Raw genomic sequence first — 16,979 nt, 5'->3', positions numbered from 1 at the left:
CCAGTGGCCGCGCTGCAGCTGCGGGAAACCGTGCCTTCCAATCGTGGCCGCCGCGCGTCAGAATGCGAACGCCCTTCGGCTCTGTGTACGGATGGGGCAGCCATCCCACTTCACCTCGAAACCGGTTGCGGCCCTCTGGGCGGCTTTGGCTTCAGCACCGCAAGCCACAGGTCAATGCGTGCCGGATCGGAAGTTTTGGCTGTGAAGGATCTCGCGGCTTGCGCGCTTGTCGGCGGAGCGCTTGTCATCAGGAGCGTTTTGACGTTGGCGGGTTTGCCATCTCGCCACTACATCAGCAAATGCTCAAAAATCCAACACCGGTCAAAGATGGTGGGAACAAACGGACATGCTGTCGGTTGAGACGTCGGGATCGCGCGATTGAAGTGTGCCCCTCAATCTCCCCTGTTCAAGCGTGCGGTCCCATCCTCCTTACCTCTACGGGTGGTCTGAGCCCTCACAAGTGAGGATCTGACCTCCCGTCCAACCTGTCCTCTTCTTCGCGCGAATAGGAGGCGACGATGAGGGTCAATTCAGATGGCAGTGCAACTGGCCCCGGTTGACGCCGCTTCGTTCTCCAATCTTACGGGGTGAGTACCTTAACGCCGACCTCTCCCATGAGAAAGATCCCGATCGCTTCCTGCGTTGCCAGGATGCGCTGCACATCGTAGTTCAGGATCTGGTCGAACGCGCGGTCGACGTAGGATGAAAGCCGGAAGAGGTCCTGGTTGCGCTAATCAGCACGTGATCGCAAGTAATGCCGTCGCGCCTTCGCTCGATTTCCGCAGTCTCCCATCGAACACCACCGTCTGTTCAAAGCCCTGCTTTCGTCGATGAACAGCCATCCGCAGCCGCGCTCATCCTGGCATTGCCGCACTCGATGCGCCTTCGGCCCCGTCATGAGAGCCGCAGCCGAGGTGATGACGGGTCTCAGCAGATCGATGTCACTGGCCCCATCGATACTCCAGATGATTTCGCCCGCTTCCCCTTTAAGTCTTATTCCATCAGCGGATCGAGCGAGAAGTCCGTTAAAAAAATCGAGCGCAGCGACTGGCGCAGGACGATTGGCCAAGCGCGCGACGAGCACTTCATAAATCGCCTCACGCAGCGCGATGATCGTCTCGTAGAGGCTGTCGGCCTCATCTGGAATGCGATGCCAGCGTTCGCGGATTGCCTCAAGATGCTGGCTATCTCCAGTCACATTGGCGGCCATCCAGCGCAGAAATGCGTGCGCGTCCGGAAGCCGCTCTTCCCGAGCCGCGCGCAGGCGCCAAGCTGCTGTGTTCACAAAGCTTATAGCCAGATCCTCTTTGGGGCCTCCCGCTTTCGCTTTGGAATTCATGCGCGTGCTCATGGAACCTAATATCCCGATCCTGGTTGTGTTTATAACCCTCTAAGAGGTTATAGTCGGCCATGACACTTTCAAGACCATACATCGCCATGGCTGCGGCGTTTGCAGCGATTTATCTCATTTGGGGTTCGACCTATCTCGCTTTGGCGCTTGGGCTGCAAACCCTGCCCCCGTTTCTTCTGATGTCCGCGCGCTGCCTTGTCGGCGGCACGATCCTGTACGGCTATGCGAGAATGCGAGGCGCGGCACTGCCATCGACCAAGATGTGCTCCATTGCGATCATGTGCGGACTTCTCTTTTTTGTCGGGTGTCACGGTGTCCTGGCGGAAGCGCAACAGCGGGTTCCTTCAGGTGTGGCAGCACTGCTGCTGGCAACAATCCCGCTCTGGATCGCACTTTTGCAGTTCCTTATTCCGGGAGGGAAACGCCCAACCGGCGTGGCCGGTGCGCTTCTGGTTCCCGGCGTCGCGGGTGTCGCACTCATTGCATGGCAGGAAGTGACTTCCGGCGGGAATACGATGCATCCCTTGGACGTGGTTCTCCTGCTGGGAGCGTCCTTGTCTTGGGCAGTCGGTACCATTCTGTCGGAGCGTTATTCCTCCGAATTTGCCTCGACAGCCCTGGCAGGCCTCGAATTGCTCGCCGGCGGCGTTGCATTGCTCGCCATCAGCGCAGTCTCCGGCGAATTGGGAACGCTGAAATGGACGGAGATCTCCGCCGTCTCACTTGGGGGCTGGGCCTACCTCACCTTCATCGGCACGGTAATCGCCTTTTCCGCCTACATATGGCTCCTAAAACGGGTTGCTCCTGCCATGGTCGCCACCTACACCTTCGTAAATCCGATCATCGCCGTTGCCCTCGGCTGGGCTTTTCTCGGCGAACGACCAACATCGCTCATACTTGTCGGCGCAGTCATGATCATCGCGTCGGTTGCCGGGCTCCTGCTGAGCGGCGCAAAATCTGCCAAGAACGATAAGCTATCATCCTCTGGCGAGCCGCAGCTATCTTCTTGCCGAAATGATGAAGGGCACGCAGGCATTTAAGGAGAGCTTGCCTGCCACAAATGCCCGATGACAACGATCATCTGAGTTGGTGAGTGATGGCATGCTTTGGGATCTGCTAGCGAGTGACCAACGCCAGGCACTTGAAGAGCAAAGCACATCGACTTGAACCTGTCCCGCGAGAAACTGTGTTTTCAAGGCCTGGAGGCTGCCCGGTCCATTCAATCGCGTACCCGGACGGATCACGCCATTCGGCTTCCATCGCATGCGCTTGTCAACGTTTTCGCACTACCGCTCTTAAAAAGGTGTCAACCGGTGACCTGTTCGTTCCCCTGAAAAGCGCCGAATTCTTGCCAGAAGAGGGCACCTAGGCGCCGAAACGTCGATCAAGCTCTGTCAGTGCTGAGTCAATTTCATCTACGGTTACCGGTTTACTTGTGCCGGGCATGTAACGTAACGCCGGATTTGATCCGACGGCGTAGACGTCCGATATCCACGCCGCGAGGATGGTTCGTCGGTCGTCAGGATAAAGTGCAGAAGCGTTGACCACGTCTAGCGGGTGCGCGACATGCAACCCTTGGAGCAAGATCGCCGGACCCATTGCCACCGCATCGCTGGCAGCCTGCCGCAACATCTCGTGCATGTCTGGCCCGCTTACCGGACGTGCGGATCTCTGTCCCGCCGAAAGTGGGCGGCAACGCCGGGGCCCATCTTTGGCGCAAGTAAATCGTGCTTTTCGGCAAAGGCGGCGAACAAGCCACGCGCGGTCTCCGCTTCCACCTCGCCGCGCAATGCCGCGCCACAAGCCTTCAGCGCGATTGAGTGTGCGGCATCCCTCAACGAGGCAGGCCATTCTGAAAGGTATCGATACGCGTCCATAACACCGCCGACCTCAGCTGGAAAGCCAAGGCCGACAAGGATAGACACCGGCCGTTTGAACATGTCGGGTTTCATCGCTCTCTCCTTCCCAACCCGTAATATTACCGGGCGCCGCAAGTACGGCGTATATCGTTCGCTGATCGAGCGAGCCCGCTGAGCGTTCTCAAGAAGATTGAAGACGCGGTCGAAGCCGATGCTCGAGCGGAGGGCGTGTAGTCATGAGATGTTGCCATAGCCATATCCTCCTTGAAGCAACATGGGTACGCAAGTGCCGAAAGCGGCGCTCCCAGTAAAGGCCAGCCCCGTCATCAGCGGCTGGCGAAAATCGATTTGGTTTTCAGATTTCCGGATTCAAGAACCGAGTTGAGAAATTTTCAAGCCGGCGAGATGTCGCCGACAAGTGCGCGAGATGACTGACGTTTCCTATGGCTGGAACCGGCGAATACGGCAATCTCTAGTGCTCAGGGCGCCTTCGATCCGGCAAAGGTGGTGCGCGCAGCTCTGCAGGACGCGTCTCTTTTGTCGGCCTTCCGGCAACCACGGAAGCCATGATCGCCGAAAAGCCCAAGAAGGAAGGCGCACCCGTTATACCTACAGGCTTCGAAATGGACTTCTACCAATCAAGCCCGCCCGGTGGGCTACCTGGCGCCAGATAGCGAACGATCAAAGCCTCTGATGCAGGAGACGGAAAAGCTGAGCTCCTGACGGCGCGAATGAGATGTTTCGATCGTTCAAGCAGAAAAGCAGATGCGGCGGGGAATAAAGTGTCGAGATCTGCGATCGTCGATCGGGAGAGATTTCATTTTCCGGACGCGGGAACTTTCAAACGCGGGCGAGGTTCAAGGGCGGCAACGATCCGGAGCGGAGCTATGCCCAAAACATACTTTCGAATGAGCTCTCTGTCGGCCGCAGCTGCTGCTGTCGTTTTGTCAGCGCCGCCCGCCCATGCCCAGACCATAGAAAGGCTGACAAACAAGGTGAAGGAACTGGTAGCTCCTGTCGCCGGAAAGACCGATGACCGATTGCAGAAGGTCGCTATGTTCGAGCATCAGGTCACAGGGGTTACCGTTTCGGAGGATGGGAGGATCTTCGTCAACTTCCCCCGCTGGTCTGAAGACGTTCCAGTCTCCGCTGCTGAAGTGATGACGGATGGTTCAATCAGGCCCTATCCGAACGACGAGTGGAATGCGTGGCGAAACGCGAAGATGTCGGAACTTTCTCCGAAGGATCACTTCGTCACCGTGCAAAGCGTTGTTGCCGATGGCAGAGGTTCGCTGTGGGTCGTCGACCCGGCAGCGCCCAACAGCGAAAAGACGGTCAAGGACGGCCCGAAACTGGTGCAGATCGACTTGAAGACCAACGCTGTCAAACGCGTTTACCCATTCGGACCCGATGTCGCCGGTCCGGCTAGCTACCTCAACGACGTGCGCATCGCTCCAGATGGGGCGTTTGCCTATTTCACCGATTCCGGCTCGCCGGGCGGTCTGGTTGTTCTCGACCTGAACTCTGGAAAGGCGTGGCGGGTTCTGAGTGACGATCCCTCCACCCAGTTCGAAAAAGGAGTGGTCGTCCATGTCGATGGCGAACCACTTCGCCGACCCGACGGCCGTCAACCGCAGTTCAACGCCGACAGCATTGCGCTTTCGAAGGATGGCAAGACGCTCTATTGGAAGGCGCTCACCGGAAATACGATGTATCGCATTTCAACCGAGGCATTGCAGAAAGCATCCCAGGATCCATCTGCGGCGAAACCCGAGAAGTATGCCGACACCGAGCCGACCGACGGATTGTGGATAGACGACAAGAACCGCATCTTTCTAAGCACTATGGAAAACGACGGCGTGAAGATCCTTGGGCCGGACGGGAAAGTCACCCCTCTGCTCCAGGACAGTCGACTACGCTGGCCTGATACGTTCGCTCAAGGACCAGATGGCACCATGTACATCACGGCATCACATATTCAGGATTCGCCCTGGTTTCATCAGGGTTGGACCGACGATTCGTTTACGCTGTTCAAGTTCGCGCCGCCGGATTGACAAGTCGGAGAGAGCGACCTCGATCCCGCGCCGGTACGGGCCGTCACATCCTCTCGATCGAAGCGGAATTCCGATCTGATGCCCTGGCTGACGATTGGCGACGCTTCAGCACAGCAGCGGCATAAGGGTCAAATTGAACGGCTGTCATATGCCCAATGCAGCAGAGCCTGGCGCTGACGCGGCCGGCACCAGCAGTCCCCAGGCCTGCAGGCCCGGCGAAGCTGCGAGATATGGCGGCGAATGGCTTTCCAACGGGCGATTTGTCTCTCGTCCTCGCCAGGAATGCGACGCCCGTGGTAGTAGCGGCAGTACCACTGGAACCAGCCACGCGGATCGTCGGGGTATATCCATCCCTTGGCTCGCCAGACGCTGAGCGGTTGGCTGGCGTCGATACCGAACCAATTAAGTGACGGGTCTTTTCGCAGCGACGACAGGCGGGCCTCTGCAAACCAGCTCTTAGGAAATTCTTCCCGGCAATCGGTCATGTACTTGCCACCGAACACGCCGAGCGCGAGCATCTCGGCCGGTGTCAAGTCTGGCCGGAAATCGGGATGAAAGTCGCGGCCCATGGGCGCAACGAGAGCGTACCGGTAGCCTTGCTGCATTCGATCGTTCACGATGATCCACCGGGCTCTCATCGGACACCCTGCGATCGTAGTTGCGGGCGGTACCGCCGCCAGATGGAAAGGTTGAGTGCCGTCGCGAAGCTCACCCAGGCGAGGTAAGGCAAAAGCAGCAAGGCGGCGGCCGCAGTCACGGGGAAGAACATGATTATCGTCGTCAGGATCGCAGCCCAAAGCACGATGATCTCTACCGCTGCCAGCCCCGGCCGGTGAAGTGCAAAAAAGATCGGCGACCATGCGGCATTGAGCAGAAGCTGGACTCCATAGATGCCGAGAGGCAGTGCTCCATCGGCAATGCCCGCCTCAAGCCATACGAGCCAGCCCGAGAGCCCGATCAACGCATAAAGAACTGTCCAGACCGGTGCAAACAGCCAGTCGGGCGGGCGCCACCTTGGCTTGTCGAGCTGCTTGTACCAGTCGCCTGGTCTGAACATCACGCCGGTAGCTGCCGCAGTAAAGCTTGCGACCTCGAAGGCGACCAGCACGAGGAGGGAATGCATATCCATCCGCCAAACGATCGAGGGAACCGCCGGCGAGACAGGCGGTTCCCTTCGAAGGCCCTATCGGTTCTGGCTCGCAGCGAACCCGCCGGAGCCCATTGCAGAAAACAGGGGGACGATCTGCCATCCCGCCGATAGCCCGACCAGGATGTAAATGATCCTGGCGAACGCCGAGCCAGCCCCGAAGATGGCGGCCACGAGGTCGAAGCCAAATAGTCCGACCAGCCCCCAGTTCAGGCCGCCGATGATCACGAGGACGAGCGTGAAAATGTTGATGAACTTCATGGTTCTTCTCCAGATCGCGGACTAGGGCTCAGTGTTCAGGCGGCATCATCACCTGGTCGATGACGTGGATAACCCCGTTCGAGGCAGCAACGTCGGCAGCAATGACGGTGGCATCGTCTACCTTGACCGTGGAGCCGTCGACTTTGATGTCGATCATTTTGCCATTCACCGACTTCGCTTCATCGATCCCCGCAACATCCGCGGCCATCACCTTCCCCGCAACGACGTGGTAGGTGAGGATATCGGTGAGCTTTTGTCTGTTCTCCGGCTTCAAAAGAGTTTCGACCGTACCAGCGGGCAACTTGGCGAAGGCTTGATCGGTCGGCGCAAAGACCGTGAAGGGACCCGGGCCTTTGAGAGTGGCGACCAGGCCCGCCGCTTCGAGCGCGGTGGTTAGCGTCTTGAATTGACCCGCCTGCAAAGCGGTGTCGACGACGTCCTTCTCCGCGCCAAACGCGCTGACGCTGCTGCAAAGGGCGATTGCCGCAGCCAGTAAAAGGCCTTTCATTTTCATGGCATTTCTCCTCTCTGTGTGACGATACGAGATGCACGCGGTATTTCATATGGAGATAACTACTTTTCTTTCTACTCAAATTTTCGTGAGAAGAATGATAATTCTCTTGTGAAGAGAAGTGTGCTCGTGATAGTTTCTCGACATGAAAAGGAGTCTGCGACGTGCTCTCCGACACGCTGTCTAACGAGTTGCAGCGCTACGCGATCGGCCCCCGTATCAAGGCGCTGCGTCTGAGGAAGAAGCTGGGGCTGGTGCAGTTGGCCCAACACACCGGGCTCTCGCCTGCGATGCTGTCGAAGATCGAGCGCGGGCAGATGTTTCCAACGCTGCCCACGCTGCTTCGGATCGCCATGGTGTTCGGCGTCGGCCTCGATCACTTCTTCAGTGCCGAGAAGGAGGAGCCGCTCATCGCGATCGTCCGAAAAGAACAGCGTCTCAAACTTCCAAGCCGGCCGGGCGAAAAGCACCCGCCCTATCTGTTCGAAAGCCTCGACTATCCCGCTTCTGGCCGCCGCATGGAGGCATTCTACGCCGAGTTCCCGGTCGATGGGCCGCCCTCGGAGCCGCATCGACATGGCAGCGCCGAGTTCATCTACGTCCTCAGCGGTCGGCTTACAGTCAATGTGGATGGCAAGGAGGCCGTGCTGGATGGGGGGGACGCCATATATTTCGACTCTAGCGTTGCGCACAGTTATCGCCGTGAAGGCAAGGAAATTGCGACCGCTATTGTTGTAACTTCTTCGTCGGCGGTCGTTGACTGAGTATTCCTGAAACTCATTCCATTGCACTACGAGCGTCGGTTTTCAGGTGGGAACCTGCGGGTAGGCAACGGCGGACTTGCGGGAGCAATCGAATGGTCCTGCCTTGCCGCTGGGGACGTCTGCTTCTGGAAGCGGCCAAGCTGCTCTCTCCGACCGAGTGTGACAGACCTTCGGCAACTGGTTCCCCCTACATCTCGCCGGAGCCTGCCCTCTCACAAGAAACTCAAGCATCGAGCGGTTTCGGGTCATTGTCGGAATCGACATGTATGGCAAGGCCACAAGGGCCGTAGACGAAGCTGGACCGACGGATGAGGGTCGGGCTGTGAGCGCGCCGCAGCACCTGTTTCTGTGTTGACGGCCTCGGCAGCCGCAGAACGAAAGGACCTGTTCCTTCAGGCGAGCCGGCGCGACCGTTGCGGCGCGCAGATCAGCCGTGGCGTGGCGCGGGCCACCCCGCTGACATCCACTGTGGAAGTAGTATAGGAGTTTGAACACAAGAATCTCCGTGTCCTATGTCTGAACTCGACTGGCTAAGCCATCTTCTGCAAATCATTACGGTGACCGGCCAGCTCGAGGTCCGCTGCGCTTACGGCGCGCCATGGCGGATTATGTGGAACCGAGCTGCTGCGAACGAAATCCCCTACCACGTCATCGTCAGGGGCCGGGCCATTTTTGAAGATCCGGAGGCAAGGACAACGCGGGAGTTGGGGAGCGGTGATATCGTGCTGCTACCGCATGGCGCGGCGCATGTGCTGCATGACGGTAGCGGACAAACGCCGGTTCCCACTCAGCAGCGGCAGGCTTCTGCCGGTTGGATGCTGAGCGAGAACGACAGCAACGGTGAGCAGCTCGACCTCTTATGTGGCCGATTTTTCATCGCACCTCCTCATGATCGACTGATCCGTACCTATTTGCCGCTGAATCTCGTTGCCCGAGCTGGCCACGGCAAAGACGGTGCCGCATCCGCAACCAACCAATTGGCCAGTCTCGTGGGCCTGATGCGAATGGAGGCCGCAGGCGATCGGCCGGGAGGACGCGCCGTGCTCAATGCGCTTTCCTCAGCGCTGTTCACGCTGGTGTTACGCGCGGCCAGTGAATCCGAGAAGGCCCCCGCAGGCCTGCTGGCCCTCGCCGGCCACCCGCGACTGGCTCCGGCCATTACGGCCATGCTCTCCGATCCGGCCAAGCCATGGAAACTGCCCGGTCTGGCGGACCTGTGCGGCATGTCGCGTGCCACGTTCATGCGCCACTTCCAGGACAGGCTCGGTTGCTCGGCCCTCGACCTGTTGACTGATTTGCGCATGAGCCTGGCGGCCAACGAGCTGAAAAAGTCGGGGATCAGCACGGAGGCCATCGCCGAAACGGTCGGCTATCAGTCCGTCTCGGCGTTCCGACGTGTGTTTGCCGAGAGAATGGGGATGACGCCAGGGGAATGGCGCCGGCTCGCGCAATCGGGCTAGATACGCGCTCCGTAGGATGGGCTCGAATGGTTGATCCTTTCGAGCAGCAGTTTGAGGAAATCCAGTCTCGAAATCATCAGCACTGGCCGTAATATCGGCTCCGTAATCACTTGATGAGGGAGCCACCCAATGAACTACATCAGCAACACACCCCACGAATTGACGCCGACGAACCCCGTCATCGAAACAATTCTGAGCCGTAGTGCCGCCAAATATTACGACACTTCCGCCACACTGAGCGACGACCAGATCCGGGACCTGGTGCGCATCGGCACTTCGGCGCCCACCTCCTTCCACCTGCAGAACTGGCGCTTTATCGCAGTCCGGACGCCGGAGGCAAAGACCCGCCTGCGTCCGATCGCCTGGAACCAGCCGGCGATCACCGAAGCCGCCGTCACCTTCATCATCGTCGGTCGGTTTGCAGATGCCAGCACCGTGCCCGCTCGTTTGGCGCCGGTGGTGGAAGCAGGGATCATGCCGGCGCACCTGGTGCCGGAGTGGGAGGCTCCCGCGCGCAGCCTCTATGACAATCAGCCCCAGCGACAGCGTGACGAGGCGGTACGCTCGGCGACCTTCGGTACCGCAGCGATCATCTATGCAGCTCGCTCGCTGGGCTTTGGTTCGACGCCGATGATCGGCTTTGACGCAGAGGCCGTGCATCGCGAATTCGGGCTGGCTGAAGACGAGATCCCGGTCATGCTCTTGACCGTGGGACCGGAGCGGGCCGGCAACTGGCCGCAAAAGCCGCGCCTTCCCCTCGCCGACGTCCTGTCCTTCGCATAACCCTCGACCTGATCAACATTCATGGAGACTATCATGGCCAGAACCCGCGTTCTGACGCCGGAAGAGATACCGGCCGCATCCAAGCAGACCCTCGACGCTTTCACCAAAAACATCGGGTTCACCCCGAACATGATGGCAGCCTTCGCGCAAAGCCCCATCGCGTTCAACGCATGGGCTGCCCTGCTCGGCTCACTGAGCAAAACGCTAGACGTCAAGACCCGCGACAGCATCGGGCTTGCCGTCTCCGAAGTGAACGGCTGCAATTATTGCCTGACGGTTCACAGCTTTACCGCCGAACATATGGCCAAACTGCCGGCGGACGACATCATCCTCGCCCGAAAAGGGCATGCACACGATCCGAAGCGCGATGCTGCCGTCCAGTTTGCGCGTAAGGTCATCGTGACCCGAGGACAGGTCAGCGACGCCGATCTCAAAGCCGTCCGCGATGCCGGTTACACCGATGCGAACGTCATGGAGATCGTCGCCCTGGTGGCCATGTACTCACTGACGAACTTCTTCAACAACGTCTTCGACCCCGACAAGGACTTTCCCGCCGTTGCTCCGGCCGGCGCGCTCTGAGTCCGCAATTATAGCAACCTCATGAAGCTGTTGGATCAATCCCATGAACATCCTCCATATCGATAGCAGCCCGCGTCAACAGTCGCACAGCCGGCAGCTTTCGGCGGCGATCGTCGAAAGGCTTCTTCAGGTCGCGCCAGGCGCTGACGTCACCCGGCGTGACTTGGGATCGGAACCCCTACCCCAGACCACGGCCCTTTACGCTGCCGCGTTGGCGTCGCCGGCAACTTTGGCCGCCCCGCCGGTCGGTTCCCTGGATCTTTCAGAATTGCTTATCCGGGAAGTCGAGGCGGCGGATGCAATCGTCATAGGGACGCCCATGCACAACTTGAGCATTCCATCGGTCCTCAAGGCATGGATCGACCAAATTCTGCGCGTCGGCCGCACCATGACGTCAACGCCTGTTGGCAAGGTCGGAATGCTCCGGGACCGTCCGGTGTTCATCGGCGTGGCGTCTGGGGGCTTTTTCACCGGCAAGCGAGCCAACCAACCGGACTTTCTGACGCCCTATCTGTCGGTTGCGCTCAAATCCATCGGGCTGAAGACCCAGCAATTTCTCCCGCTTGAAGGCACTGCGTTCCTCAACTGGAGCCAGGCGTCGTCAGCGAGGGACAAGGTGCTCGCCTCTCTCGACCTCACCGCCGTGGATCACCTGCGGAAAACCCAAGATCAGCTCGCAGCGCTCTCAAGCGCGGGCAGTTGGTATCGAGACCACCCCTCGCTCCGGCAGCTGTCGCCAGGAGCATGTTGAGGACCCAGAGTTCCTGGCATCGCCATCTCCACCCGTCGGCGCAGCCCGAAGATGAACAAGAGGTTTCAGATGATTCAACATACAGCTAAACTTCCCCAGAAAGGCGACAGGATGATCGAAAGATCCGGGCCTCCCGATGACGCCGCTGTGCGCGAATGGATCGGGCCCGAGGCATTCGGACATTGGACCAAGCTGCGCGACTGGATCGACGAATTCTACCCGGGGGTTTTCGTGCCCGACTGGCTCTACGGCGGCAAGAACCGTGGTTGGTCCCTGCGCTACAAGAAGACCCGGGCATTCACCACTTTGGTGCCGGAATACCGGCTCCTTTCAGCCCTCGTGGTGATGGGCCGAGCAGAACGCGAGAGGTTCGAGGAGCGGCGTTATGTCTGGCGTCCGCAACTGGTCAAGCTCTACGACGAAGCCAAAACCTACGTCGACGGGAAATGGCTCACTCTTGGCATCTCGTCTGAAGATGATCTGCAAGATGTGGTCGAGCTTTTGACAATGAAACGCCCCCCGCCCTCGCGCCAATAGGGATCGGGGAGGTGTTGGACTGCCGTTATGAGGCAGCTCCAAAGAGACCCAAGCAGATGCCGTCAGCATCATGTCGTAAGCCGTAATAGGTGCCATCGGGAGGCAAGGAACCCGTAACTGCCAGCGCGAGAAGAAAACCCGCGTCTATGCAACAAATATTAGGAGATCATGATCATGAAAGCGATCGTAGCCACTGATGAAGCCAAAGGGACGGCAGGAATGACCGTCGAAGTGCGGCCCGAGCCGCAGGCGGCGATTAACGACGTCATCGTTGAGGTCCACGCGTCGGGCTTCGTGCCGACCGAACTGACCTGGCCCTCCACCTGGACCGATCGCGTCGGTCGCAAGCGGGCACCGTCGATTCCCGGCCATGAGTTCGCCGGAGTGATTACCGCTCTCGGCTATGGCACGAGCGGTCTGTCGGTGGGGCAGCGGGTATTCGGCCTTACCGACTGGTACCGCGACGGCACTCTGGCGGAATATGCGGCTGTCGAGGCACGCAATCTTGCCCCGCTCCCGGGTGACGTCGACTTCACAGTCGGAGCAAGCCTGCCGATTTCGGGTCTGACGGCATGGCAAGGACTGTTTCAGCATGGCCGCCTTCAGGCAGGCCAAAGCGTTCTTGTGCATGGTGCCGCCGGTGCGGTCGGTGCGATTGCGACGCAGCTCGCCCGCGAATTCGGAGCCTATGTCATCGGTACCGGCCGCGCTCATGACCGCCAGAAGTCGCTCGACTTTGGCGTGCAGGATTTTCTGGACCTCGATAACGATAGACTGGAAGATGTGCGCGGTGTCGATCTGGTGCTTGATGTCATCGGCGGCGACATTCAGAAGCGTTCAGCCGCGCTGGTACGAACCGGAGGAACGCTGATTTCCATCGTTGGTCCGGCCGAAGCGCGACCGGTCGATGGCTTGGCGATCGACTTCGTCGTCGAGACGGATCGTGCCCAATTGGGTGAGATCGTCCAGCGGATACGTGATGGACGCCTGAGGACGAACATCGGCAATGTCTCAACACTCGACAATGCCATTGCGGCATTCAACCCGATTGAACGGCGAACAGGCAAGACGATCATCGCCATCCGGCCGTGAAAGAACTTAGGCGCCGAGACGGAGCACATGACGAGACCCAGCGACCGTCTATCGAGATCCCGACGGCCGGAGCAACAACTCAGGCCGTCATTCAGCGACATACCTCCAGACGCGCGCGAGGCGCTCGCCACGGCAGGTCGCCTATCCTCTCAAACAATCTGACAGGTGAAGGGGATCGACCTTCGACCGGTCCCTTTCAAGCATCAGCTATTGGTTTTATCCACCTGAAGGGGACCAGCTGCATTCTCAGTAAAATCGCCATCCATTGCTGGGGTCGCACTCGACGTGGGGATGGAAGCAGGCTCCAGCAGAGGTGAGAGCTGCGCAATCCAATCGTGAAATCTCGCTGCCACTAGCCGCTCATGCGCTTCATCGAAAATGGTTAGCCAAAGAACCACAAGCCGCGAGCAGCGCCTGCACGGGAACGCAGTGTCAGCAGACAGATTAGAGGAACCAGGTGACGACGAGCCCGGCACTTGCAGCAAAAATAACTGCTGCCGTTACACAGCCCAGTACGTTCATGGCCCTGGAATTCACCTTGTCGCCCATGATCTGCCGGTTGTTGGTCATCAGCAAGATCAAGAAAAGCAGCGGCGGCGTCGAAAAGCCCTGCACGATGCCCGACCATACGAGAGCTCTCATGGGGTTGAAGCCCAAAAAGTTCAGCGCGACCGCAATGAGCGTGACAAGTCCGATGATGATATAGAACGTCGGCGCCCGCCCAGCCTTCGCATTGAGGCTGCCTTTGATCCCGAAGGACTGCGCGAGATCGTAAGCAGCCCCCGTCGTCATCACCGGCACGGCCAGAAAACCGACGGAGACAATCCCAGCCGCAAACAAATACCCGGCGGCGTCGCCAGCAATAGGTTTCAAGGCTTCGGCCGCCTGCGCGGCTGTCCCGATCTCGGTCTGGCCGTTCGCATGCAGTGTCGAGCCCGTCGCAAGGATGATGAAGTACATGATCAGATTGGAAAATGTCATGCCGACGAGGATTTCGCGGCTCGATTTTTGAAGATCGTCATCGCTCGCCCCCTTTCGTTCTTCCACAGTTGCCTTGCCCTCGGCGATCTCTTCTTCAATCTCCTCATTGGATTGCCATGTGTAGAGGTACGCAGACAGTGTCGTGCCGATGATAGCGACAACAATGGAGAGGAACTCCTTGTTGAATTCGACCGTTGGAACAAATGATCCCTTAAATGTTGCGAGGAAGTCAGGCTTTGAGAGAACCGCTGCGCCGGCATAGGCCAGCAGCGTCAAGGCCAGCCATCTGAAGATGCGGCGGATCAAGTCATAGGAGCCGAAAACTTGGATAACGAGCAGAATGGCGGCGACGGCCACCACGATTAGCGGTATGGGAACCGGCACCAAAATGTTGATCGCCGCCGCCATGCCTCCGAGATTGGCAGCTGCCTCGATCGTGTTTCCGATGACCACGCCGAAAAGAACAGACCATAACAGCCACCTTGGATAAAAGTCCCGGATCGCATGAAAGAGGCCGCGGCCAGAGACCTGACCGAGTTTCGATGATAGATAGACCACTGTAAACATCATCGGCAGCGTGACGGGTGCCGTCCATAAAATGGCGGGTCCGAATTGCGCGCCGGCGCTGGCATAGGTGCCGATTGCGGAGGGATCGTCGTCCGCAGCGCCGGATATGATGCCTCGGCCCAGGATTCTCCCGAGACCCCTCTTCTTGCTCTGTGAGGCGGGCGATCTCTTGAGGTCGGCTTCTGTCACGATGGCATATTCTCCGTGCGGGTTCCGCTGCTGCGGACGCGTCGCACACAAACTGCCATGCGCCGAGACAGTTCCCACGCGAATCCCGGCCTCGTCTCAAGTGGGGCAAATCACCCTTCGTCGGAACCGACGTATCAGCGTCTGGAGACGGCGTGGTGGTTGCGACATCGTTTTTATATTCTTCTCAGCGCAGCGGTAAATCGTCTAACGCCGATAGCCCGCATGAATAGACACGTATCCGCACGCCATCGTCTCCTGAAATCGGTCATGCCCATCAGGCCCAACCCTATGTCAATGAAGATTGTGCCGCGGCAACGTATGGCGCAGAAATCTGGCGCGTTAGGATTGCAGCAACCGCTGCCAGAATGCCTGCGTATAGGCCCGCAGCCGGTCAATGACCCCGCGGCAGTCGCCGCCTGCCTGGCTCTCCTTACGGAGCAGCCGCAGCAGAGGGCTCGTTCACGCGCAGACCGGCCGGATCGAGATGCAGGGGTTGGGCGCCGTACACGCCCGTGAGCGTAAGGCCGCGCGAGACGGCACATGGACACGTCCTGGGAACGCTGGACAGGAGGTTCGATGCTTCCTCCATTCCGCCAATGGTCATTTCATTCCGCACGGCGCCTGCCCCACCTGGGGGCTATTCGTCGCATGCACTCTCCGAGAAGGCGCCGGACTTTGGTCCGATTGCAGCCCCCTTTCTGTCCGCTATTTGCTGTTTTGCTGACAACTCCAGTGTCCGCACGAAAAGGGTGTTTTTCCCTGGGACCGGGAACCACCCTTTTCGGTTCTTGTCGAGGCCGTCGCCGACCTCAGTTGGTGTTTTCGCTATCGAACGCGCCGATAATTACCCGATCGCATAGACTCGCCCAGTAAAAATGCGTACTCTTGGCCCATCATCAGCAGTTCTGAACCGTTGGCGCTGATGGCCGAGTGTTTATACGTGCACCCGCTGACCGAACAGAAAAGGGTGTAACGTGCTCCGGCAATCCCACTCGACGACTATTTCCACTCTGAACAGACTTACGCGCCGCTACGTCAAGTCGGATGCAGACGCCGCTCGTCTTGCTGAACGTGCGCTTCGAATGATCTCAGACGATCCTACCGTCCTTGATGGCCCTAATATCGACGCGGCGCTGTTTCGTCTCGTGCACAAGATCGCAAAGGAGGGTTTTTCCAAATCGAGCTTTGACCATGGAAAATAGCAATCAACTGAGAAGGTGAGATCGGCCGAGCAATCTGACCGCCGTGTCTTTAAGAACGTCCACGGTGCTTAGGGGTGCCTTCCCGACAATGGCAGCATTTTCCAAAAGTGTCGCAATCTTGTCGGCGGCCGCGGAGTCGCCCGGAATTGGATAAACCCGCGCAGGGTCACGCAGTTGCTCTATCAGCTCTTTTATGTCGTTGACCATGCGCGCTTGAACTATGGCGTCTCGCGGATGTTCCCATTGAATCACCCCTATATTTGCAGAGGGCTTCTTTTCCTTGGTTTGACGTAAAGAAGGCTTCATGGGCAAAGCGAATTTCAGCGACGATTTCAAACGTGACAGCGTCTTTCGAACCGCTGGAGGCGACGGCAAGTCGCCTGCCTCTTTCCTTATCTTTATACCGACCACCATTAGGAGGTTCGCCGTTCGCGATCGGAGTGCAACAATTTCCCGCGGCGAACGCATTGGGTGGGCCGCGCTGTCGGGCTCTGCCATTTATGTCGTCTGAAGCTGAAAACAAAACGATGATATGTCAGAAGCAAGCGGACCAAAGACGTTCGTAGCGTTGCGAGAGCGCACCTTAGGTCAGGGCGAGCAACGGCACCACGTTAAACAACGGGACAACCCGCATTAAGCTTTTTGATAATGTAGGCGTAAGACCTTGGTCCGAGGCCAGTTCTCGCTGACGTAATATTCTGTCTTTTGGGGAAACCACACGCGTGGCTTGGTGGGCGCGCCGAGACCATCTCAAAGGAGCGTCAGGATGTCTTACCCGAAAGAACAGAATCAGCCCCGCAATGCCGCGCGCAGACATTTTCTAGGTGTTAGTGCGGCCACCGGTGCCAGGCTTGCCGGCTTGGCAGCCTTGGCAACGGCAATTTCCACGTC

The 16,979-nt window shown here is 58.7% G+C and carries 18 protein-coding genes and 1 pseudogene; 10 read left to right on the top strand and 9 right to left on the bottom strand.

Annotated features, from left to right (window positions below):
- Positions 1 to 730: 730 nt before the first annotated feature.
- A complete protein-coding gene (locus FHX08_RS30605) occupies positions 731 to 1,351 on the bottom strand; it encodes a CGNR zinc finger domain-containing protein (protein ID WP_210288443.1) in 621 nt (206 codons plus the stop codon).
- Positions 1,352 to 1,410: 59 nt separating this feature from the next.
- Between FHX08_RS30605 and FHX08_RS30600 the strand changes: the two genes are divergently transcribed.
- Entirely contained in the window at positions 1,411 to 2,391 is a 981-nt protein-coding gene (locus FHX08_RS30600) for an EamA family transporter (RefSeq protein WP_184328146.1), read from the top strand.
- A gap of 325 nt (positions 2,392 to 2,716) precedes the next feature.
- Here the strand turns inward: FHX08_RS30600 and FHX08_RS30595 are convergent, their stop codons facing one another.
- Positions 2,717 to 2,992 (bottom strand): hypothetical protein, encoded by a 276-nt coding sequence (locus tag FHX08_RS30595; RefSeq protein ID WP_132658101.1) that lies wholly within the window; start codon positions 2,990 to 2,992, stop codon positions 2,717 to 2,719.
- An 11-nt stretch (positions 2,993 to 3,003) separates the two neighbouring features.
- Complete coding sequence (locus tag FHX08_RS30590) at positions 3,004 to 3,303, bottom strand: DUF982 domain-containing protein (protein ID WP_132658099.1); 300 nt, start codon at positions 3,301 to 3,303, stop codon at positions 3,004 to 3,006.
- Between the two features lie 322 nt (positions 3,304 to 3,625).
- On the opposite strand from FHX08_RS30590, the pseudogene FHX08_RS31790 reads away from it, so the two are divergent.
- Both FHX08_RS31790 and FHX08_RS30585 read left to right on the top strand, forming a co-directional pair.
- Positions 3,626 to 3,884: pseudogene (locus FHX08_RS31790) on the top strand (hypothetical protein); the annotation flags it as partial.
- A gap of 234 nt (positions 3,885 to 4,118) precedes the next feature.
- A complete protein-coding gene (locus FHX08_RS30585; RefSeq protein ID WP_184328183.1) occupies positions 4,119 to 5,264 on the top strand; it encodes an SMP-30/gluconolactonase/LRE family protein in 1,146 nt (381 codons plus the stop codon).
- A gap of 128 nt (positions 5,265 to 5,392) precedes the next feature.
- Here FHX08_RS30585 and FHX08_RS30580 read toward each other — a convergent pair whose 3' ends face one another.
- The 4 genes from FHX08_RS30580 to FHX08_RS30565 are packed head-to-tail and all read right to left on the bottom strand — an operon-like array spanning position 5,393 to position 7,186.
- Positions 5,393 to 5,902, bottom strand: coding sequence for a hypothetical protein (locus tag FHX08_RS30580; protein ID WP_184328145.1), 510 nt, complete (start codon positions 5,900 to 5,902; stop codon positions 5,393 to 5,395).
- Positions 5,899 to 6,387 carry a TspO/MBR family protein gene (locus tag FHX08_RS30575; protein WP_132658095.1) on the bottom strand — a complete coding sequence of 163 codons (489 nt, stop codon included), beginning with the start codon at positions 6,385 to 6,387 and terminating at the stop codon, positions 5,899 to 5,901. Before FHX08_RS30575 ends, FHX08_RS30580 begins: the two co-directional genes overlap by 4 nt.
- A gap of 60 nt (positions 6,388 to 6,447) precedes the next feature.
- Positions 6,448 to 6,672, bottom strand: coding sequence for a DUF378 domain-containing protein (locus FHX08_RS30570; protein WP_132658094.1), 225 nt, complete (start codon positions 6,670 to 6,672; stop codon positions 6,448 to 6,450).
- Between the two features lie 28 nt (positions 6,673 to 6,700).
- Positions 6,701 to 7,186 carry a fasciclin domain-containing protein gene (locus FHX08_RS30565; protein ID WP_132658092.1) on the bottom strand — a complete coding sequence of 162 codons (486 nt, stop codon included), beginning with the start codon at positions 7,184 to 7,186 and terminating at the stop codon, positions 6,701 to 6,703.
- 161 nt (positions 7,187 to 7,347) lie between these two features.
- Here FHX08_RS30565 and FHX08_RS30560 point away from each other — a divergent pair, with 161 nt between their 5' ends.
- The 7 genes from FHX08_RS30560 to FHX08_RS30530 all read left to right on the top strand — a co-directional run bounded on the left by FHX08_RS30560 (position 7,348) and on the right by FHX08_RS30530 (position 13,149).
- Positions 7,348 to 7,947 (top strand): helix-turn-helix domain-containing protein, encoded by a 600-nt coding sequence (locus tag FHX08_RS30560; protein WP_184328144.1) that lies wholly within the window; start codon positions 7,348 to 7,350, stop codon positions 7,945 to 7,947.
- Positions 7,948 to 8,459: 512 nt separating this feature from the next.
- A complete protein-coding gene (locus tag FHX08_RS30555) occupies positions 8,460 to 9,407 on the top strand; it encodes an AraC family transcriptional regulator (protein ID WP_184328143.1) in 948 nt (315 codons plus the stop codon).
- A 129-nt stretch (positions 9,408 to 9,536) separates the two neighbouring features.
- Positions 9,537 to 10,190 (top strand): nitroreductase family protein, encoded by a 654-nt coding sequence (locus FHX08_RS30550; protein ID WP_184328142.1) that lies wholly within the window; start codon positions 9,537 to 9,539, stop codon positions 10,188 to 10,190.
- A 33-nt stretch (positions 10,191 to 10,223) separates the two neighbouring features.
- Positions 10,224 to 10,769 (top strand): carboxymuconolactone decarboxylase family protein, encoded by a 546-nt coding sequence (locus FHX08_RS30545; protein WP_184328141.1) that lies wholly within the window; start codon positions 10,224 to 10,226, stop codon positions 10,767 to 10,769.
- Between the two features lie 43 nt (positions 10,770 to 10,812).
- A complete protein-coding gene (locus tag FHX08_RS30540; protein ID WP_184328140.1) occupies positions 10,813 to 11,520 on the top strand; it encodes an FMN-dependent NADH-azoreductase in 708 nt (235 codons plus the stop codon).
- A gap of 69 nt (positions 11,521 to 11,589) precedes the next feature.
- A complete protein-coding gene (locus tag FHX08_RS30535) occupies positions 11,590 to 12,057 on the top strand; it encodes a DUF3788 domain-containing protein (RefSeq protein WP_184328139.1) in 468 nt (155 codons plus the stop codon).
- Between the two features lie 174 nt (positions 12,058 to 12,231).
- Positions 12,232 to 13,149, top strand: coding sequence for an NADP-dependent oxidoreductase (locus FHX08_RS30530; protein ID WP_184328138.1), 918 nt, complete (start codon positions 12,232 to 12,234; stop codon positions 13,147 to 13,149).
- Positions 13,150 to 13,593: 444 nt separating this feature from the next.
- Here FHX08_RS30530 and FHX08_RS30525 read toward each other — a convergent pair whose 3' ends face one another.
- On the bottom strand, positions 13,594 to 14,886 hold the full coding sequence (locus FHX08_RS30525) for an NRAMP family divalent metal transporter (RefSeq protein WP_184328137.1): 1,293 nt from the start codon (positions 14,884 to 14,886) through the stop codon (positions 13,594 to 13,596).
- A gap of 1,205 nt (positions 14,887 to 16,091) precedes the next feature.
- Entirely contained in the window at positions 16,092 to 16,586 is a 495-nt protein-coding gene (locus FHX08_RS30520) for a hypothetical protein (RefSeq protein ID WP_210288442.1), read from the bottom strand.
- Positions 16,587 to 16,979: the final 393 nt, after the last annotated feature.

Origin of the sequence: Rhizobium sp. BK529 (genome assembly GCF_014194105.1) — a bacterium.
Classification (GTDB): domain Bacteria; phylum Pseudomonadota; class Alphaproteobacteria; order Rhizobiales; family Rhizobiaceae; genus Rhizobium.
This window is presented reverse-complemented; position numbering and strand designations above follow the sequence as displayed.